The 20,751-nt window shown below is 39.8% G+C and carries 20 protein-coding genes; 8 read left to right on the top strand and 12 right to left on the bottom strand.

All coding sequences use genetic code 11. The annotated features are described in order from the left end of the window. Positions 1-71: 71 nt before the first annotated feature. Complete coding sequence (locus H6G73_RS13850; protein ID WP_190605378.1) at positions 72-1,199, bottom strand: sensor domain-containing diguanylate cyclase; 1,128 nt, start codon at positions 1,197-1,199, stop codon at positions 72-74. Positions 1,200-1,574: 375 nt separating this feature from the next. Continuing rightward, on the bottom strand, positions 1,575-2,459 hold the full coding sequence (locus tag H6G73_RS13845) for a ParA family protein (protein ID WP_190605375.1): 885 nt from the start codon (positions 2,457-2,459) through the stop codon (positions 1,575-1,577). A gap of 255 nt (positions 2,460-2,714) precedes the next feature. On the opposite strand from H6G73_RS13845, the gene H6G73_RS13840 reads away from it, so the two are divergent. Both H6G73_RS13840 and H6G73_RS13835 read left to right on the top strand, forming a co-directional pair. Next, complete coding sequence (locus tag H6G73_RS13840) at positions 2,715-3,293, top strand: hypothetical protein (protein ID WP_190605373.1); 579 nt, start codon at positions 2,715-2,717, stop codon at positions 3,291-3,293. A gap of 22 nt (positions 3,294-3,315) precedes the next feature. Then, entirely contained in the window at positions 3,316-4,701 is a 1,386-nt protein-coding gene (locus H6G73_RS13835) for an aldehyde dehydrogenase (RefSeq protein WP_190605371.1), read from the top strand. Positions 4,702-4,719: 18 nt separating this feature from the next. Here the strand turns inward: H6G73_RS13835 and H6G73_RS13830 are convergent, their stop codons facing one another. After that, positions 4,720-5,439, bottom strand: coding sequence for a LuxR C-terminal-related transcriptional regulator (locus H6G73_RS13830; RefSeq protein WP_190605369.1), 720 nt, complete (start codon positions 5,437-5,439; stop codon positions 4,720-4,722). Between the two features lie 88 nt (positions 5,440-5,527). On the opposite strand from H6G73_RS13830, the gene H6G73_RS13825 reads away from it, so the two are divergent. After that, complete coding sequence (locus tag H6G73_RS13825) at positions 5,528-6,232, top strand: DJ-1/PfpI family protein (RefSeq protein WP_190605367.1); 705 nt, start codon at positions 5,528-5,530, stop codon at positions 6,230-6,232. Positions 6,233-6,461: 229 nt separating this feature from the next. Here the strand turns inward: H6G73_RS13825 and H6G73_RS13820 are convergent, their stop codons facing one another. The 4 genes from H6G73_RS13820 to H6G73_RS13805 are packed head-to-tail and all read right to left on the bottom strand — an operon-like array spanning position 6,462 to position 9,135. Further along, positions 6,462-6,899 (bottom strand): secondary thiamine-phosphate synthase enzyme YjbQ, encoded by a 438-nt coding sequence (locus H6G73_RS13820; protein ID WP_190605365.1) that lies wholly within the window; start codon positions 6,897-6,899, stop codon positions 6,462-6,464. 33 nt (positions 6,900-6,932) lie between these two features. After that, positions 6,933-8,108 (bottom strand): pyridoxal phosphate-dependent aminotransferase, encoded by a 1,176-nt coding sequence (locus H6G73_RS13815; protein ID WP_190605363.1) that lies wholly within the window; start codon positions 8,106-8,108, stop codon positions 6,933-6,935. A 33-nt stretch (positions 8,109-8,141) separates the two neighbouring features. Beyond that, a complete protein-coding gene (locus H6G73_RS13810; RefSeq protein WP_190605361.1) occupies positions 8,142-8,480 on the bottom strand; it encodes a carbon dioxide-concentrating mechanism protein CcmK in 339 nt (112 codons plus the stop codon). Between the two features lie 43 nt (positions 8,481-8,523). After that, the gene (locus tag H6G73_RS13805) at positions 8,524-9,135 is read right to left on the bottom strand and encodes a DUF3318 domain-containing protein (RefSeq protein WP_190605359.1); all 612 of its coding nucleotides are present in this window, start codon (positions 9,133-9,135) and stop codon (positions 8,524-8,526) included. Positions 9,136-9,197: 62 nt separating this feature from the next. Here H6G73_RS13805 and H6G73_RS13800 point away from each other — a divergent pair, with 62 nt between their 5' ends. Continuing rightward, positions 9,198-9,470, top strand: a complete 273-nt coding sequence (locus H6G73_RS13800; RefSeq protein ID WP_190605357.1) for a hypothetical protein — start codon at positions 9,198-9,200, stop codon at positions 9,468-9,470. Positions 9,471-9,578: 108 nt separating this feature from the next. On the opposite strand, the gene ilvB is transcribed toward H6G73_RS13800, so the two are convergent. The 3 genes from ilvB to H6G73_RS13785 all read right to left on the bottom strand — a co-directional run bounded on the left by ilvB (position 9,579) and on the right by H6G73_RS13785 (position 13,551). Next, on the bottom strand, positions 9,579-11,471 hold the full coding sequence (gene ilvB / locus H6G73_RS13795) for a biosynthetic-type acetolactate synthase large subunit (protein WP_190605355.1): 1,893 nt from the start codon (positions 11,469-11,471) through the stop codon (positions 9,579-9,581). 129 nt (positions 11,472-11,600) lie between these two features. After that, a complete protein-coding gene (locus H6G73_RS13790; RefSeq protein ID WP_190605353.1) occupies positions 11,601-12,863 on the bottom strand; it encodes an MFS transporter in 1,263 nt (420 codons plus the stop codon). Positions 12,864-12,972: 109 nt separating this feature from the next. Beyond that, entirely contained in the window at positions 12,973-13,551 is a 579-nt protein-coding gene (locus H6G73_RS13785; RefSeq protein ID WP_190605350.1) for a hypothetical protein, read from the bottom strand. 469 nt (positions 13,552-14,020) lie between these two features. Here H6G73_RS13785 and H6G73_RS13780 point away from each other — a divergent pair, with 469 nt between their 5' ends. Both H6G73_RS13780 and H6G73_RS13775 read left to right on the top strand, forming a co-directional pair. Then, entirely contained in the window at positions 14,021-15,136 is a 1,116-nt protein-coding gene (locus H6G73_RS13780) for a ferrochelatase (RefSeq protein ID WP_190605348.1), read from the top strand. 229 nt (positions 15,137-15,365) lie between these two features. Then, on the top strand, positions 15,366-15,827 hold the full coding sequence (locus tag H6G73_RS13775; protein ID WP_272491507.1) for an EVE domain-containing protein: 462 nt from the start codon (positions 15,366-15,368) through the stop codon (positions 15,825-15,827). Positions 15,828-15,949: 122 nt separating this feature from the next. Here H6G73_RS13775 and H6G73_RS13770 read toward each other — a convergent pair whose 3' ends face one another. Continuing rightward, positions 15,950-16,579, bottom strand: a complete 630-nt coding sequence (locus H6G73_RS13770) for a TenA family protein (RefSeq protein WP_190605345.1) — start codon at positions 16,577-16,579, stop codon at positions 15,950-15,952. 553 nt (positions 16,580-17,132) lie between these two features. Here H6G73_RS13770 and H6G73_RS13765 point away from each other — a divergent pair. Beyond that, positions 17,133-19,763 (top strand): DUF4114 domain-containing protein, encoded by a 2,631-nt coding sequence (locus H6G73_RS13765; protein WP_190605343.1) that lies wholly within the window; start codon positions 17,133-17,135, stop codon positions 19,761-19,763. A gap of 53 nt (positions 19,764-19,816) precedes the next feature. On the opposite strand, the gene H6G73_RS13760 is transcribed toward H6G73_RS13765, so the two are convergent. Then, positions 19,817-20,005, bottom strand: coding sequence for a hypothetical protein (locus H6G73_RS13760; protein ID WP_190605341.1), 189 nt, complete (start codon positions 20,003-20,005; stop codon positions 19,817-19,819). An 81-nt stretch (positions 20,006-20,086) separates the two neighbouring features. Between H6G73_RS13760 and msrA the strand changes: the two genes are divergently transcribed. Next, positions 20,087-20,743 carry a peptide-methionine (S)-S-oxide reductase MsrA gene (gene msrA, locus H6G73_RS13755; RefSeq protein ID WP_190605339.1) on the top strand — a complete coding sequence of 219 codons (657 nt, stop codon included), beginning with the start codon at positions 20,087-20,089 and terminating at the stop codon, positions 20,741-20,743. Positions 20,744-20,751 lie beyond the last annotated feature (8 nt).

Genomic DNA, 20,751 nt, shown 5'->3' with positions numbered 1-20,751 from the left:
TCTTCAGATTGTCAATGTTTTGGTAACAGCCTCTATAGATAGTGAATAGGAACTACCTATCTGTGTAACCTTTAAATTTCCCCACTTCTGGCTTTTTTCTTAGCACGTTTTTGTTTGTACATCAGTTCATCTGCCATTGTAATCAGATGATCTAAACAAACAGGTTGGCTATGGTCGTAATTCACCACACCTATACTCATGGAAATATCAAAGGGGTGATGGGACAACCGATTGTAATCCTCAATAGAAGTTTGCATTCTCTGAATCATCGCTTCTTCACTAGAGTTATTAGCTTGCAGCAATACGACAAATTCATCACCACCTAATCTCGCCAAAGTATCGGAATCACGAAAATTTTGCTTAATCAAATTGGCGGCTGTGACGATGGCAACATCACCTAATTCATGTCCCCAATTATCATTGATTTTTTTCAATCCATCTAAATCAATAAACATTAAACAAGTGGAAATATGACTAAGATGGGCTAACTTTAATTGTTGTTCAGCTACTGCAAAAAATCCCCGGCGATTATAGAGTCCTGTTAATTCATCAGTCAATGAAAGCCGATGTATTTCAGCTTCAGCAGCTTTTCTTTCTTCAATTTCCTGTTGTAAAGCAATAGTCCGTTCTCTAACACGATGTTCTAATTCAGAATATACTTCTACATTCTCAATAGCCACAGATGTAACATCTGCTAAAGCTTGTAATATCTTAACTTCTTCTAAGGTAGGTTGATGATAATCTGCCCAGTAAGTACCAATAGCACCAATTGGTTCTTGGGTGCGAATTGGTACCATAACCATGCTTTTTACAAAAGTCGATTGGTAAGCCACATAAGGAACACGTTCATCAACACTGACATCTTCAATAATTGCAGGTTGACGATTCAGCATAGCCCAACCACCAATGCAAATATTCATGGGAAATCGCTGGCCTTTCCAAAGAGGAGCAATGGCATTCTCATCAGCATAGTAACAATAACCACGATCGCGCAGTACAAAGCTAGCACCCTCTGATGCCGTGAGTTCTCGTGCCGCTACTCTGACAATTTCCATAATTCTGTCTAAACTACGAGCAAGAGAAAGGTCTTGAACTACCAGCAATAAACGTTCCATTGCCCGTAGATATTGCTCAATGGCATTGTTGCTTAAATCTAACCAGATGGGATAATTCAGTGATGAAGAAATATTTGTTACCATTATATACCCTGAAAATAAGAAGTCAAAAGATGGTAATGTAATCCAGTATATATTTGATTTCGTCGAAATATTTATGTAAAAATATCTCAGTAAGCACTCTCCAATTTAAGCTATAATCTTGACTGGCTTACAGAGGCATACTTAACGTGTAAATTTATTTTTTTCTGAATTGAGAATCTTTTACAAAGTATGAACAGGACTTACCCAACAGATCCCTAAAACCCTCTTGAATCGTGGCTTATGCGTAAGTCCTAATAAAATTGAATCTGTAGTTAAGAGAAGAGGGAGGGAAGGATAGAGTTGCTAAGAAGCATTGCCACTCGATACTTGATGAGAGTTTGAACTCCTTCCCTATAGCCTATTCTCCCTGATTATTTACAGCTTGTTCAATAACTCCTGGGTCAATTGCATAAATGCTTTAGATCCTGCTGAACTGGGACTCATTAACACCACTGGCATAAAACTATCAACAGCTTTTGCAACATTAACATCAACAGGAATTTGTGCCTGACAAATAGTTTCTACACCAAAATCCTCAACAACACGGTGCATAACTTGTTTGTAATATCTGCCAGTTAGCAAATTAGTATTGCACATACTAAAGACAATGCCTAACATTTTAATATTGATCTTCGCTTCATGTTCATGGCTGTCTTTTAATTGGGCAATTCTCCTTTCTAAAAGTTGAATTCCCACCACAGATAAAGGCTCTGGTTTTGCTGGGAGAATATAAAAATCGCTAGTAGCTAATGCACTACGAGTCATGAGATTATAGCCAGGGGCACAATCTAGCATAATAAAATCATACTCATCGCGTACTGGTCGCAAAATGTTATTAATTAGTACCCTTTCAAACCGATTCCAAATGGCTTCAAAATCTTGCTCACCTAAAGCTACAGATTGATTATGCAGCATTTCGGAAACGACAAATTCATCATATAAATCAATATCTCCCGGTAACAAATCTAGCCCAGGTAGATTACAGACCTTTGATTGAATAATATCGTGAATATTGATTTGGGAATTGGGATCAGGGTTAATTACCTCATCAATCAAATATCTAAAGGTTTTTCTTTGTTTACGACGTTTGGCAAACTCCAAAGGAGACATTAAACTGAGCGTGGCACTAATTTGGCTATCTAAATCCAGGACAAGTACCCGCTTACCATAATTTTTCGCTAAACAGGTTGCGAGATTGACGGTGAGTGTAGTTTTCCCCACTCCACCTTTCATATTGGCTGTGGCAATTACATATCCCATTGCTTTATTCCTTGGCTGACACGTTCCCATCTGGTAGGGTACATATTATCTGATCGATTTAGACTTTGACTATTTTCGACTGATGGGAATTTTTCAAGCTAAATTCATTTCCACACCCAAATGCTGCCAAGCACCATAATTAACATGGTGTATCTAATCAACGTTTTACCCCTCATCAACCCATGACCCAGTCTTGCCTTTGAATTTGATACTATGATCCAAGGGGTTGAAAACAACAAAATACCTAAAACCACTATGGCAAAGCGTAAGAAAAGCAATCTCCAGTGGATTAAAGAAACCCTGGAATTAAAACCAGACCATCATTGGCAAGGTACTCCTGGTTATAAAATTTTTGTAGCTGGTAGGGGAGCAGTTCGCTTCAATGTTCCCGATAATTGGGTGTTTGAACCACAGGAAAAATCATTCAAGTTTCGTGACAAACAACCTCCTGATGATGATTGCTGCCTAGAATTATCTTATAATCACCTCCCTCCCAATGACTGGACTTTGTTTCCTCTCAAACCAACTTTGAAAAAAATCATGGAAAATGATAAACGCAACGTGATTGAAAGGGGAGAAGTGATAACGGTCAAGCGTCAAACTGCCAGAATCATGTGGTGTGAGATTAAGTTTATTGATACGCAAGCTGAACCAAGGGAAGCATTTTCAAGAACTTGCGTCGGTTTAGGCTCGAATATTCAGTGTTTAATTACTTTTGATTATTGGGCAGATCAAGCCGAACAACTGACACCTATTTGGGATGAAATAATGCGTAGTCTTACCCTGGGGCTATATATTCGTGACCCAAGAACTGGTTTAGCTTTCCCTGATTAGATTTAAATTATGATGTGAGCTTATGATTGCGAACCAAATAGATAAATGTGCAGAAATTATTAGCCAGCAGCGAACATTTTTCGCTACAGGCAAAACCAAAGATATAACGTTTCGCTTAGAGCAATTAAAAAAGCTTGAGCGAATGATTATTGAAAATAAATCAGCTATTATTCAAGCTTTATATGCTGATTTACATAAATCAGAGTTTGAAGCTTATTCGTCCGAATTGTTTGTCATTAAAGAAATCCGCAAGGTAATTAAAAATCTAGCTAGTTGGGCTAAACCACGCAAAGCACCTGTGGAAGTAGAATTATTTCCTTATCGCGCTCAGATTTATCCTGAGCCTTTGGGGGTAGTATTAATTATTGGTGCTTGGAATTATCCATTTCAGTTAATTATTTCACCTTTAATTGGTGCCATTGCAGCGGGAAACTGTGCTGTCATTAAACCTTCTGAACTTGCTCCCCATACATCCCAATTATTAGCTGAAATTATCAGTAAATATTTTCCATCTGAATATCTGGCTGTAGTTGCAGGTGGTGTAGAAGTTAGCCAAAAACTGTTAGCAGAAAAATTTGATCACATCTTTTTTACTGGTGGTACAGCCGTGGGTAAGATTGTCATGGCTGCCGCTGCTAAAAATCTTACCCCTGTTACTCTAGAATTAGGTGGTAAAAGTCCTTGTATTGTTGATAGCGATATTCACTTAGAACATACAGCTAAAAGGATTATTTGGGGTAAATTTATTAATGCTGGACAAACTTGTATAGCTCCTGATTATCTGTTAGTAGATAAAAAAATAAAACCGAATTTAGTGCAGGAATTACAAAAATGTCTCCAAGCATTTTATGGAGAAAATCCTAGCCAGAGTCCTGATTATCCCAGAATTATTAGCCAGAAACACTTTCAAAGATTAGTTAACTTACTATCATCAGGCAAAATTATTCTCGGTGGAGAAACCAAATCAGAGGAACTATATATAGCACCGACCTTAATTGATGACATTTCTGTCAATGCTCCTATTATGGAAGAAGAGATATTTGGCCCGATTTTACCAATAATTGAATATACCAATATCCAGGAGGCTATTGATTTCATCAATTCTAGACCCAAACCTTTAGCGTTATATTTATTTTCACAAAACCAAAATTTGCAGCAATATATCTTAAATACAACTTCTTCTGGAGGAGTTTGTATTAATGATACTGTGATGCATTGTGCTGTTTCCTCCTTACCATTTGGAGGTATAGGTGATAGCGGTATAGGTAGCTATCATGGCAAACATAGCTTTGATACTTTTTCCCATTACAAAAGTGTCCTCAAAAACACATTTAGCTTGGATTTGAATTGGCGTTATGCGCCATATAAAGGTAAACTATCTTTTCTGAGGAAAATTATTGGGATTTAATCAATTAGTTAGGTTGGGTTAATCAACCCTACTTAATTGCAGCCGTGCAACCATTTCCGCTCTTGCAGATACATCCAGCTTCCGAAAAATACGTTTTAAAGTCTGCTTGACCGTATTTTGGCTAATCCATAACTCGGTGGCAATTTCTGCATTTGTCAAACCTTTGGCTACCAAAGCAGCTATTTGCAATTCTCGTGCAGTTAAAAATATTTCCGGTTTGGGCAGAAATAACTCATCTTGACAGCGTAAAAGTGCTAATTTGGCAGAAATATGGGCGCAGATAGCACTCAATTTTAACAAGTCTTGCGTATTATAAGCTGGATTGCCACTGGTGCGAGCAAATTGAACTGTACCAATTAACCTTCCTTCTCCAACAATCGGCCCAGTCATAATATGTTCGTGGTCATATATTTTGCCACAACCAATTTGATACAGTTCACTTTGCTTCCAAGTGGCTTCCGTGAACATGATTTGTTCGTGAGCGGGTGCATGATGGTAAACAACATACTCCATCACTTTATCTAAAGCTGCACCAACCGTAGAGTAGTAATCAATAAAGCTATCTGGTAAACCTTTGAGATAAATAGTGCCTTGTTGTCCGGCTTTACCATGTATATAAATACCCCAGTGTTGACTACCAAACAACTCTCCTGCTGCATCCATGTAATGTCCACATAGTTGATTCACTGATGAAGCATTTGTGACTTTTTGAATCAACGATGGTAAAGTCTCAGACATTAGCAAAAATGTACTCAACTGGGTAATTGGCAGCCAACATATTCAATTCTAGGATCACTGTAATCATTACAGCAACTGGAATTTAAGTATGGAAAGTCAGCCTCAACATACAATTGGTTTAGTTATTTACCCTGATATGACCCAACTAGATATTACTGGGCCACATCAAGTATTTGCATCTATGCCCAATACTCAAGTTTTACTATTGTGGAAAACACTCCAACCAGTGGTGAGTAATGGTGGACTCACGATTTTACCGACTACTACCTTTTATGAATGTCCCCAACTTGATGTATTGTGTGTCCCTGGTGGTGTCTTTGGGGCCGTAGAAATGATGCAAGATGCCCACATATTAGCATTTTTACAAAAGCAAGCACAGTCAGCTAAGTATGTGACTGCTGTGTGTACTGGTTCTTTAATTTTGGCAGCTGCGGGATTACTAAAAGGATACCGTGCAGCTTGTCATTGGGCGTTTCGAGAACAGCTGACATTCATGGGTGTAGAAGTAAGTAACGAAAGAGTAGTAGTGGACACTAACCGGATCACTGGTGGTGGGGTAACAGCAGGAATTGATTTTGCTTTAACTATTGCGGCTATGTTGTGTGGAGAAGATACAGCCAAATTTATAGAATTGATGTTAGAGTATAATCCAGCACCTCCTTTTGGGGTTGGTTCACCAGAAAAAGCCCCCTCTAGTCTGGTAGAAGCTGTGTTCCAGGTTGCTAAACCTTTGATTGAAGCATCACATACAGCTAGCCAACAAGCAGGTTTTGGTTTAGATATAGAAAACTAAGACGTTACGCACTGTACAAATTTACCATTTCTTCCTTCGTGCTCTTCGCATCTATCCCTGCGGGACTCTACGCGAATGTGGTTCGTTTATTTTATGGCTTGTATAAGCTAAAATACAGATAAAAATAAACTTACACATTTGGGATGCTCCCTCCCCTGCGGAGGGGTCATCAAACTTATGGGAAGGTCGTAATACAGATTTTCGACCCTATCGAAACTGTATTTATTAGCTATTCCCCAGAAACTTGTAATAACAAATTTCTTTTCCGCGGCCCATCTAATTCAAAGAATAAAATACTTTGCCATGTTCCCAAACCTAATTTACTATCAATAATTGGGATAACTTCGCTGGTACTTAACATCATCGCCATCAGGTGAGAATGGGCATTTATTGGTTCATCTTCTGGTACATCTCGCAAATGTAGGTCGTTATGTAAATATTTATCTGTTTCTGGTGCAAGTTTGCGTAAAAATACTTTTATATCTTCTAATAACCGCACTTCATTTTCATTAATAGCTAAAGCCGTTGTCGTGTGGCGAGAAAATACTAAAACTTGACCATTGTGAATACCTGTTGAATCTATAAATTCTTGTACTTGAGGAGTAATATTATGAATATTGATTCCTTGATCAGTGGTAATTTCTAGAAAGTGATGAATTATTTTCATTGTTGTTAAATAGATTCAGGTAAAGTGAAGTTTTTAATTATTAATTATTAATCCTTTCAGTCCGGTCACTAATCTTTCTATCCCTGCTTTAGCTGCATCTTGTTGTAAAGCACCATAAGCTACGCGCAAATAACACCCTTTTTCCATGCCAAAGGTGTTACCTGGGATGACTGCTACTTTATATTCCTGAATGAGTTTTTTCACTAATTCCAAATCATTCATGTCAGTATTGACCTTCAGGAAAAAGTAAAATGCACCATTAGCAGGGGTAATAGTACAGATATCTTGCAGTTCGTTAAGTGCATCGAGAACGACTTGCCGAACTTGAGCGATCGCTCTAATATGGTCTGTGAGGTAGTCTGCTGTTGCTGATAATGCCCCTACGGCAGCATATTGAGAGATTACAGGTGGACAAATCAAAATCGTATCTTGCACTTTTTTGACTGCACCTAACAGATGTTGGGGAATGACCATATACCCAATACGCCAACTAGCAAAACCATAAGCTTTTGATAAGCTAAACAAAGAAATAGTATGTTGGCTGCTGTCAGGAAATGCACCAGGGGAAATGTGCTTTACTCCTGCATAGGTAAAATATTCATAAGCTTCATCACTGATATGATAAATACCATGATTTCTGCATATTTCATTGACTTGTTGTAATGCAGTTTGTGAATAAACTACCCCTGTAGGATTGTTGGGAGAAATTGTGATGACTGCACGGGTTTTGGGGGTAATTGCTTGGGCTATGGCTTCAGGAAGTAATTGATAATTAACATCAGTTTCTACCAAAATCGGCTGACATCCAGCCATTTTAATTGCCATTTCATGATTGAAATAATAGGGCGTATTTAAAATAATTTCATCGCCCAGAGATGTAATGGCTAAAATAGCATTCATAAATCCCATGTTGCTACCTGCGGTAACAACAATACAATTTTCTTCGTTAATTTCGATATTGTTAAATGTTGATAATTTGGTAGTTAATGCTGTTAATAATTGGGGAATACCGACAACTGCTTTGTAGAGATGATTAGTGGCATCATTGAGGAATTTTGGCAGAATTTCTATAGCTTCTGGTGGTGGGCTATAGTGAACTACACCTTGTCCCAAGGAAATAGTGCCAGGTGAATTTTTAATGAGTTCGCCAACAACGGGAATAATTGGCGATTGTACCGCCTCCATCCGAGAAATTAAGTTGTTATACATATAATTAATGAGAATATATTTTTAATTATTTATTTAATTACTGAGTGGGGGAGGAAAGCGAATATCGGTATTAAATTGAGCAATATTGGCACTATGATAAATCGGTAAAACATATTCTAAATTCTCATGGGGACGGGGAATAATATGATGGGAAAGTATTTCCCCTCCATTTACTTTCACAACTGATTTTAGTCCTTGATTGACTGCTACATTCACCTCACCTACTTCACCCCGAATAAGTATGGTAATTCTCCCCAAATCTGTATTTTCATAACCAACAAAGGTGATACGGGCCGCTTTACACATTGCATCTGCGGCTTCCACTGCGGCAGGAATTCCATATACTTCAATCATCCCCAATGCTAGTGTCAAACTGACTTCACTCCCATGAAAAGTTAATCAAAATATCCACCAATCAAAAATCACTAACTGGACCTTTGGGAATGCCCACAGGTGATAAACCAGCGATCGCTCTCAAGTTCTGACAGCGAATTAATTCGCTAAAATCTAAAGTAGAGCGTCCTTCTATTTTCGCTACTGTCTCAATTGCCGTTAACAAATGTTGGGCGGCTTCTGACTCTGAATAACCGCGACGCTGTGCCACTCGAATAGCCACTGTATCAGCATTTAAGGCAGCATCATTGGATTTATTTCTACGCCAAATTTGCCATGATGCGATCGCACTTAATCCTCCCGCAATTGCTATCCCCACTACATCTGATTGGACAGCTTCCACCACTCCACCTAACAAACCTGCCAAGACTACACCTTGATAAATATCCACCTGTAACCACTTCACCCCTGTCACCCAGCTAACCATCTGTAGCAACAATAAATCCCGTTGTGGTTTCGTTAACCGTCGCCACAAATCAAAATTAATATAAATTGGTCTATCTTGGCTCAATGGCAGGGGAAAGGCTGCATCAATGACTTTATTTTGCTCTGGTTTACTGACGATTTTGGTCATCATTCGTCCAGAAGCTGGCATCACATCTAATAACCGACGAATTTCAACACTAGGCTCCATAATTTCTATTATTAGCCATAATGTATGTATCTTAAATAACTAGACTAAAATTCCTAAATTACATGGACGCTTTCGCTCCCATCCCACCAGAATGGACAAATCAAGCTATTCATGCCTATGAATTTTGTTGTCCCAAATGCCGATCCAGTAGTCTAGATGCTTTACGAGTATGGATCAATAGGCGATCGCCTGTCAGCACCCCAGAGCATCGTCGCAAATGGCAGGAATTCTACCATTGTCAATGTGGTTGTGCTTGGTGGGCTTGGAGTAGCGATCGGCCGCCAACGGATTTGAAAAGAGAAGGTGACAGAAAGAGTAGAGGAGAGGGGGAGTAGAGGAGAGGGGAAGGAAAAAGAAAATATTCTTTTCTTCCTTGTCCCCCTTGTCTTCCTTATCCCCCTTGTCTTTCTTGTCTCCCTATCACCCCTTGTCATTGATTATGCCTACAACTTAGTCCCACACTCAGAACAGAAATTATGCTTGGGTGAGTTTTCTGTGCCACAGTGACTGCAATAAATGGGTTCAACCGCGGTTTTTGGTTCTTGCTTAGGCAAACCTAGCATTTGAGCATTACTCTTACCAGGTGCAACCATGGGATAGCAGTTTTCATCCCTGGTGACGCGAACATCGACAATCACAGGCCCCTGGTGTGCCAGCATTTCGGCAATCTTCTCTTTCAACTCATCCCGATGGCGAATCACTATACCCTTGATACCATAGGCCTGAGCCAATAACTCAATATCTGGCATCCCTACTTCCATATTTGAGCATGAATAACGCTCACCATAAAAGGCTTGTTGCCATTGCCGTACCATGCCTTGCCAACCGTTATTGATAATTACGGTTTTGACACTGATGCCATATTGTGAAAGGGTGCCTAGTTCCTGTAGACACATTTGGAAACTAGCGTCACCACTAATACAGATCACCTCTTCATCTGGGAAGGCAACTTTCGCACCCATAGCCGCAGGGACACCAAAGCCCATTGTCCCTAACCCGGCGCTAGAAATCCAACGTCTGGGGCCATTTTTGAGAAACTGTGCTGCCCACATTTGGTGTTGACCCACATCTGTGGTGTAGAAAGCGTTGGGTGCTTGACTGCCAACTTCCACAATCACTTCTTGGGGAGAAATACTATCGGGATGTTGAGGTACAACCAAGGGGTACTCTTGCCGCCAACGGTTAATCAAGTTTAGCCACTCTTGATTTTGCTTCGGTGTGGCTTTGGTATTGGCATCTTGACAGCGACGCAGCAAATCTTTGAGCACGTTCTTCACGTCACCGACAATGGGAACGTCAGGAATACGATTTTTACCAACTTCTGCGGGATCAATGTCAATATGAATTACTTTAGCGCGGGAGGCAAATTCATCTAACTTACCTGTTACCCGGTCATCAAATCTGGCACCGACGCAAATTAATAAATCGCAGTCTGTCACGGCAAAGTTAGCATAGGCGGTACCGTGCATTCCCAACATACCCAAGGACAGGGGATGATGCTCATCAAACGCACCAATACCCATTAATGTTGTGGTGACGGGGATATTGAATAATTCTGCCAGTGCTTTAATTTCTTCGTGGGCTGAGGAGGCGATCGCACCTCCACCTACATATAGTAGTGGTCTTCTGCTTTCTTGAATTAACTGAATTGCCGCGTTAATTTGTCTGGGGTTACCTTTGACTGTGGGACGATAACCAGGCAACTTCACCGATCCCGGTTCCACAGGTGTATATTCAAATTCTTCTAAGGCCACATCTTTCGGCACATCAATTAAAACTGGCCCTGGTCTACCTGTGCTAGCAATGTGGAATGCTTCCGCCACAATACGCGCCATATCTCTAGGGTCACGTACTACATAGGAATGCTTAACAATCGGTAGTGTAATTCCATAAATATCTGTTTCCTGGAAGGCATCTGTACCAATAGCTGCCCTTGGTACTTGTCCTGTCACCACAATCATGGGAATGGAATCCATGTAGGCGGTGGCAATACCTGTAACTAAATTGGTTGCCCCTGGGCCTGATGTTCCGAAGCACACACCCACTTTGCCAGTGGCACGGGCATAACCATCAGCCGCGTGAGATGCCCCTTGTTCATGTCTGACCAGAATATGCTTAATCGTACCAGTTTCTTCTACTTTATATAGGTCATCGTAGATTGGCAAAATTGCCCCACCTGGATAGCCAAAAATATACTCAACGCCATGTTTTAGCAAGCTGTCTAGTAAGGCAAAGCCACCTGTAACTCGTTGCGGAGTAGCTGTTGCAGCACCAGAGTTAGGGGAATGGGATTGATTTTCAGATTGGGGGATACTGGTTTGGGAAGGCGATGGCACGGTTAACCTCTGACTATAGCAAAACTTAAGAATTATTTATGTAGTTAAAAGTTCATTTTAGTTTAAATCTTAGTATCTATGGTGATAAAGTCTTGATTTCTCAACCATAGAAATGATCATAACTTGCTTTTAAATCACATCCTGCAAAACTCGCCGTGTATTTTTCCAAGCCCAAATACCTACAGCTACCACCACAAAACTCATTCCTACTAAAACCACCCGTAGTCCCAACATATCAGTCAATGGTCCGGTAATAGCTAGAGGTAAGGACAGGGCTATATTTACAGCATGATTTTGGAAACCAAACACTTTTCCGTGCATAGTTGGTGGTGTTTGCTGTTGAATTAAAGTTTGCATTGGTACTCCAATTAAGGATGCACCTATTCCTAGTAATGCACAAAGCAGCAAAGCTAGGGAAAGTTGATGAATAAAAGTAAATATAGCTAATACCAAAGCCATGATTAAAAATCCCAACAAAGGTAAAGGCTTGCCATGGAACTTTTCACCCCAATGGCCTAAAATTGCTGCTCCCATTACCATGCCCACACCTGCTGCTGCTAAGAAAAACCCAAATTGCTTTTCCTTTAAGCCAAATTCTGCGGCTAATCTAATCGCTAGTACGGTCAGGGCTGCGAATACACAATACAAAGTCACCAATTGCAGCATGGCATTTAATACTAGTCGATGTCGTTTGATGTAACGCAAACTTTCGGTAAATTCAGCCCATAGGTGATTATGTGTTGGTTGTTCGCTCTGAGAGTTGTGCTCTGTGAATTGAATAGGCTGCATAATCACAGCCGATAACATATATAATACGCCAACTACAAATTCTTGGCCAAAATCTTCTCCCAATGAGTGTTTAGCAAAACTCAACATTGGTTCACCAATGGCAAAGCCCACAATTAATGCTCCCATCATAGTGCTGCTGAAGAGGGCATTGGCAGCCATTAAGTTTTCCTTTTTGACTATCAAAGGAATGGCAGCTTGTTCTGCTGGGGCGAAAAATTGCGTGACTGTGGAAATACAAAAGGTAATGATTAATAAAATTAAAAACTCTCTGGGGAGGAGGGGAATCAATAGTGTCAATATACCCCTGACCACATCTGAGCCAATCATAATCAACTTTTTTGGCAAGCGGTCTACAAAGATGCCACCGGCAGAACCAAATAAAACGGCGGGAACGGTAAAAGCCACCATTAAAGTTGAATACATGGAGTTGGCTGCTAGCCCTGGTGGTGGATTATAGTTTTCTAATAAAGCTACCATCAAGACAAAAAATACCTTATCTGCTAACTGGGACACCAGTTGCCCTATCCACAACAGCAGAAAACCACGATTTTTTAATAGTGCGCCAAAGCCGTTATTTACAGCAGCAGGTTCAGTAGGAAACATCAGATAATTAGGTATTTTGGTTAGGGTAGACGATGTAAACTAGTGGAAGCGAGGAAGGGCAACTGGAATATAATCACCAATCACCAATTCCCGTTGACTCCATAGATAGTCAGGACTGTTTTTCTTCATAACTTTGTAACAGTAAATACAGAAATTGTGCAGCATTTAAGGAAATTTGGGAAGAATTTAAGTCTGTTGATGGATCTACCCAATAACCTTGTACTACTTGCGGCGAGTGCCACAGGGATAGGTGGTCAACTGGGGGATGGGCATAGAAATTATTGTGCCCACTACCCAGCAGTGATGAACTCCAATGAGTAAAATAATCATGGCTGAGACGGTGAATGGGAAAATTAGCCCAGAGAGGTACACCCCATCCATCCACCGCAATAAATGCTTGAACTTGACCACCTAAGAGTTGCCAGTCAATAGCGGCTCCTATGGCTCCCACCACACCAGCACTAAAGCTAATGAATATAACAGGGGATTCTAACTTACCTTGCAGGCGATCGCCCAAAAACTCCAATATATGAAATTTAGATAAAGCTAAAATACCCTCTCCCGGAAACACTAGTATATTTGATGCACTGACACTTTTTCTTTGTTCTCGCCATGTATTGAAGCAGTTGGCAATAAAGCTTTTCGTCAGTTCAGGTTCATGAATTCCTGCACAAATAATAATGTTCATTGACGCTATATTTACCCATGAGTGTAGTTCATGATTGTTGCTAGTGATAAACACTGATGTTCTTAATATTTATAAATCTCTATAAATCTCTATCAATATCCATAAATATCCATCAATTGACTATTCAATATTTTGGTTCATTAGATATAAACATTTCTTTAAAATTTATGTGGAAATATAGTGAATTATGACACATATTTCTACTTGACTCCAACAAAATATTAACTTTGTATAATTAAATTCACGTACTATACCATTAGATGTATATTTTTATGTTTGTGTTTATCCCTTCCAGGGGGATGGCATAATAATTGACTTAAAGACGGTTGAGCAAAATGAGTTTCTGAGACTTGCCACCAAAAGTATTGTTTTAAGATTCTCGGCAAAAGCTGAAGGGTAGAGGGAAATATCCCCCCTCAGTCCTCACTCAACTTGCTTTTTTAATTCTGGTTATATTGAGGAACACATTGTGGTTGCCACACCGGAAAAACTGGAACACAGCCAGGCGCATTTATCAGGACAAAATCGTGTAGCTGTATTACTAATGGGTTACGGCGAAGTCGAAAGTTACGAGGATTTTGCCAACTATAACGAACAAGCTTTAAATCTACTGACAGCTAAATTTGCACCAGTTCCCACTTGGATTTATCCCCCTTTAGCCAAAGTCTTAGCATTATTTGACCGCCATGAATGGGGACACCAACACCATGATTTCATTTCCCCCCATAATGCCATATTTGAAAAACAACGAGCAGGTATTGAACATCAGCTTCAACATCAATGGGGTGAAAATGTTCAAGTTTTTAAAGCCTTTAATTTTTGCGCTCCTTTCTTACCCAAACAAGTTTTAGCCGAAATTCAACAACAAGGTTTTCAAAAAATATTAGTTTATCCTTTGTTAGTGGTAGACTCGATTTTCACAAGTGGAATTGCTATCGAACAGGTGAATAAAGCATTGTCCACAATGGCAGAAGGAGATGAACACTGGCTAAAAGCTTTGCGTTATATACCTTCCTTCTACAATGAACCAGCATATATTAATCTCATGGCCCATTTGGTAGAGGAAAAAATCACCACTGATTTAGCCAATGCTCACCTACCATCACAAATTGGCATTGTCTTGATGAATCATGGTTGTCCCCATAAAGCTAAAGGATTCACATCAGGCATTGATGAAAGTCAAGCCCTGTATGAACTAGTGAGAGAAAAATTAATTAATCGTTATCCTTTAATTTCTGTTGGCTGGTTAAATCACGATACACCCCTAATTGAATGGACACAACCTAACGCTACCCAAGCGGCTCAAAATTTGATTCAATTAGGGGCAAAAGTAATCATGTTTATGCCCATTGGTTTTGCAACAGAAAACCATGAAACGTTGTTAGATGTTCACCACATTATTCATGATTTAGAGAAACAACATCCTGATGTGGATTATTTACAAATGCCTTGTGTCAATGACCATCCACAATTTTTATCCATGGTTGCTGAATGGGCAAATAATCACATTGCAGACTTGATGCAGGAGGAAGGAAAGGAAGTTAATTTACATCTAGCTATACATCATCATCACCATCACCATTAGACTTCTCCTCTCAAGACTGTAGAGACGTTAAATGTAACGTCTCTACAATAGTTAAAATATTTAACTAAAATATTATTTGGTAGGTTGTTGGCCTTTTTCTCAAGCTTGTTGAACTAAATCATCACTGACACTGATTATGTTATTGGTCAAAAATACTATTTATCTCCTTTCTGATGTGGGAAGTGTAATGTCTAATCTGGTTGTCGATTTTTTTCAGTATTCTTAAAATATGGATTCAGTCAATTATTGGTTAATGAAATCAGAACCGGAAGTTTATAGTATCACTGACTTACAAAAACAGCGTGAAACTATTTGGGATGGGGTACGAAATTATCAGGCTCGCAATTTTTTGCGCCAAATGCAGATAGGTGACTTAGCTTTCTTTTACCATTCCAATACTAATCCCCCTGGTATTGTGGGATTGATGCGTATAGTGAAAACAGGTATTGCAGACCCAACACAATTTGAACCGACAAGTAAATATTATGACCCTAAATCTAGTTCTGATTCTCCCCGTTGGCAAACAGTAGTAGTGGAATATATGGAAACTTTTTCACACCCCATTTTATTACCAACACTCAAAGAAAAATTTAGCTCTGATGAATTACTTCTGGTCAGACCAGGCAATAGGTTATCGGTGATGCCTGTAACATCAGCAGTAGCGAAAAAAATTCTAGCTGAATTATCGTAGCTTGCTATCGATAACTCAGTCAACAGGTTGAAGAAAGTTATTTAATCATCTTTCTTGTGTTATTGTAGAGACTTAAAAACGACGAAAATATACGGTTAATAAGTTAAAAATATGGTTATTCTTCAGCTAATCCAAGCTACTTGAAAAAAGTCATGTTCACAGAACATAGCATATCTGTATGTGGAGTGAAGTGCTGAATAATTAGAAGAATTAATAGCATAATTATCAACTACATTTTCTAACTGTTGTGCTAATAGTTGAAATTCGGCACTGCTGTAAGTCCGAATCCACTCTGTATATCGATGATGAGGAATACCATTCACGGCTAAACTGGTTCCCAAAAAAGCATATAAACGCATACATGGAGACATAGCCGCCGCAGTTAAACCAATATCTCCAGTCCAAGCTGTAGCTAACAAAAAATCAGTGTAGCGACGGGTAGCGGAACCTGGTTCTACATGACGCAAATCAACTCCCCACTCAACAGCATAAGTTTCATGAAGCTTGAGTTCTTCTATTACTCCGCTAGCTAAGTGATGAAATGTCATGAATTCTGGCCATTTTGGTGCTTTAGCTGCGGCAATACTGTAAGCACGGGCAAAGGATTCTAGGAAAAAAGCGTCTTGCCCTACATAATAGGCAAAGCTCTCTGGCTTGAGTGTACCATCCCCTATTCCTTGTACAAAAGGATGTTGTAGGCAAGCTTGGGCTAAGTCGTGATTTGCAGCCCATAATTCACTCGATACATTCATGGTTTTACTCCCTGGTTAAAAATTGTTTTACTATACCGCCTAGCTTGAGCGTCACTGTGACAACTGCAAGTATGCTCATATTTCTGAACATATTGATATTAGACGTATTCGTTAATTAAAGGTGAGTGTTTTAAAACCTTTGTAGAGACGTTCCGGTGGAAAGTCTCTACATTCATTTTCGCTTTTTTTGGTATAAATACGCCATATTTTTTATCCATAATTCACCTGAATATGGCAGCTAATCTAGTTAATTTTACGTGATTAGAGACAAAATTCAGTAGTTTTATTTAGACAAAAAACTATAAATAAGGCTATCAGCCTGATGTTATTCGTTTTATTCCCTAATCTTAATTATTAAGAGCCAAAAAAAGTTACAACCTAGATTACTTGGCTATTTGTTTGCTTTAAGAATAATTTTTATATTTCTATATAAGCTGAACTCTTTTCTTGACAATGACTTCATATCAAAAAAGGTATAAGTACAGTTTTTTTCATCTCTAAGAAAAGTTACAAAAGTATAACTAACAGAAAAACATTCAAAGCAAGAAATACTATGACGACAATTTCTAACTTCAATAACGGCATTTTTACCGTCGGTTCTACTGGAAAAGTTAGCGTTGATTTTCTATATGATGGGGGATTGAATAAGGGAGAACTAGCCATCTTCAGTCTCCAAGGGATGGAAGGACTGGAGGTTGGTTCTACAGCCTTTATTCTCGAAGCTGCTAGACGTGCTTTGAGTAATTCTCAAAATGGTTACGTAGTTGTTCGGGATGAAAGCGATCGCGCTCGGTTTAGCGATTTGAAGGGTGAATTGTCCTGGGAAAAGGACTTTAACGGTGGTGTATACAAAGGGCCACAGCAATTCCAAATGGCAGCAGGTGGTACCTTTGCCATGATGTTAATTAGCGATAGTACCGTAGCTAGCATTGCTCAGAGCAGCACTATTAATACAGACAAAGTGCAGTTTTCCTTTGGTAGAGTAAATCCCACCACGGGAACAGTTTCACCGCAAATAGCAGATATTACAGGTAAGGGAAATACCTTTGGTTGGGAAGATATCAACACCTTAAAATCGAGCGATCGCGATTTCAACGATATGGTCGTTCAGGTTTCCGGTGCAACCGCAACTGCTCCTACCCTACAGGATTCTGTGTACAGTAACCGGAATTGGTTAAATACCCAGGTAGGACAAGAATTAACACAATATACTAACCGTCCTCGGTTTGAATCAGGTACTTTTATCGTTGATGGTACTGGTCAAGTTAAATTTGACTATCTCTCTGATGGTGGTTGGTATCAGGGACAAATGGGGATGTTTAGCCTCAAAGGCATGGAAACTTACCAACAAGGCTCCCTAGAATTTATTCGCGAAGCCACACGTCGTGCCCTAAGTAACTCCACAGAAGGCCGTCTGCTGATGAGCGACAGCACAGAAGGAGCAAGGTTTAATGGCAATGTGAGTTGGGAACCTAACTTTAATGCTGGTAATTACCAAGGAATCAAATCCTTTCAAATGAATGCTGGGGACGAGGTGGCATTCATATTAGTACAAAATACCACCTTAGAAGAGATTTACCGCCAACCCTACGCTACTGCTCAAGCTGGTAAACAAGTGATTCTCTCTACTGATCAAAACCAGATAGTGGCAGTAGACAAGAATGGCACCCTAGCCTTTGAAGATATCAGTGTGAGTTCTGGTTTTGCTGACAAAGACTTCAATGATATAGTTTTCCAAGTTCAAGGACTCAGCGGTAATAACATTGCCACCATGGATGCCCAGGTGAATCCTAATCGAGATTGGCGAATTACCTCTACCGGACAAGACTTACTCAATTATGCTAATCGCTCTACATATACCGAAGGTGTGTTTAGTGTTGGTGAAACTGGCAAAGTAACTTTTGACTTTCTTTACGATGGTGGTTGGTATCAAGGAGAGTTTGCTGTCTTTAGTCTCCAAGGTATGGACAATTATCAACCTGGTTCCGAAGCTTTTATCAAGGAAGCAGCAAGACGCGCTCTCAGTAATACTACATTAGGATACGTCTTAGCTAACGACCCCACTGAAGCTGCGCGATTTACAGAGAAAATGCCTTGGGAACCCAATTTCAACTCTGGTTCCTATCTAGGAGTCAAAACCTTTGAGATGAATCCAGGTGATAAATTTGCCGTGATGTTTGTACCTAATACCACTGTTGCGGACATTAGCAAAGCTAAGGGTATCAATAGTAGCAGTTCCATGTGGCAATATGGTAAACTGCCCCTCTTCTCCATCCCCCAAGCTAATCCCAGTACAGCACGTGGGCAGATTGTAAATGTAGACGGTAACGGCACATTTGCTTTTGAAGATATTCCTACCGGTTCTTCTAGCTCTGATCGAGATTACAACGATTTTATTTTCCAATTCAAAGGAGCTAAAGGTACGGCTCAGTCAATGGATAATTTTTCTAACTCTGACCGGAACTGGCGTACAACAAATGTAGGACAACAATTACTCGAATATTCTAATCGGGCAACTTTCGATGAAGGAGTTTTCGTTGTTAATAAATCTGGCCAAGTGACCATTGACTTTCTCTATGATGGTGGTGAGTATAAACAGGGAGAAGTTGGTATCTTTAGCCTCAAAGGCATGGATATGTATGAAACTGGTTCGGCAGCTTTTATCCAAGAAGCAGTTCGACGTGCCACCAGCAATTCTAAAAATGGCTATGTTGTCGTTCAAGATGCTAACGATGGGGGTCTTTACAGCGATAATACCGGCATTCTCAACTGGGAACCCAACTTTAATGGTGGAGTATATCAAGGAGAGAAAATTTATGAAATGAATGCAGGAGATGCTTTTGGTTTCGTTCTTGCTCCCAATGGGACTCTGAATGAAATTTTAAGCGGAGCAAGTTTGTCAAATAGCCACAAACCTGTATTCTCTATGTCAGCGGCTAACCTCAACGATACTATACAAGTAGCAGAAGTGCTGACAGGCTCTAACAAAACCATGATTGGTTTTGAAGATGTCACGTTAAATAGTTCTTCGGATCGAGACTACAACGATTTTGTCCTTTCCCTCAAAGGAGTTCAAAGTATTGGTATCACTGATATCAAAGATGTGATGGTTCACTATCATAATTGGGTAGATACTTCAATCGGTGCTGATTTGACCAATTACTTCAACACTGGTGTCATCTAATCCTACTGTATCAAGTTGCTTGAGGTGGGTTGATTTGGATCTTTGTTAAGGAATCAAAGTATACTGACTTTTCCAACAATTAAATGTGCTTTGAAACCCTTGTAGAGACGTTCGGTTGGAACGTCTCTACTAATATGTAATTGCAGAATATCCTGGAGATGTAGCGATCGCTTTTTGAGAGAAAATCCCATATACTGGCGGTGCTGGACTCCCAGACAATCAGCTTTGGTACTTACAGTCAATACCTAAACTCTAATATTTTTCCAAACCCTTTAGATTACCATATATGAGTACAGCAATCATTTATAACAGTCATCAAATCAATGGGATTATTTGGATTTAGTAAAAAACTGACGATGGTGAAGCCTGAACATGCTTTGCCAGGACGAGCAGAAAAAATGCCCGTGCCAACACACCACTATGTCAATGGTAACTCTCTGGTACCTCCTTTTCCAGCCGGTCTAGAAACAGCGATGTTTGGCTTGGGTTGTTTTTGGGGTGCAGAACGGAAGTTTTGGCAATTGGAAGGAGTTTACACCACTGCGGTTGGTTACGCTGCTGGTTATACCCCCAACCCAACTTATAGGGAAGTCTGTACAGGTTTAACTGGTCATAATGAAGTGGTTTTAGTGGTGTTTGACCCGAAAGTGGTGAGCTATTCTCGACTGCTGCAAGTGTTCTGGGAAAGCCATAACCCCACCCAAGGAATGCGTCAAGGTAATGATACTGGGACTCAGTACCGTTCAGGTATTTATGTTTATTCACCTCAACAAAAACAGTTAGCAGAGGCTGCTAAAGATGCTTATCAGGAAGCACTCAGCAAAGCTGGATATGGGGAAATTACCACAGAAATTATAGATGCACCTGAGTTTTACTATGCTGAGGAATATCATCAGCAGTATTTAGCCAAAAATCCTGGTGGATATTGCGGTTTAGGTGGGACTAATGTGGCTTGTCCTGTGGGTTTGATTGAGGCGTAAATCAGAGA

Source organism: Richelia sinica FACHB-800, from assembly GCF_014698825.1.
Classification (GTDB): domain Bacteria; phylum Cyanobacteriota; class Cyanobacteriia; order Cyanobacteriales; family Nostocaceae; genus FACHB-800.
This window is presented reverse-complemented; position numbering and strand designations above follow the sequence as displayed.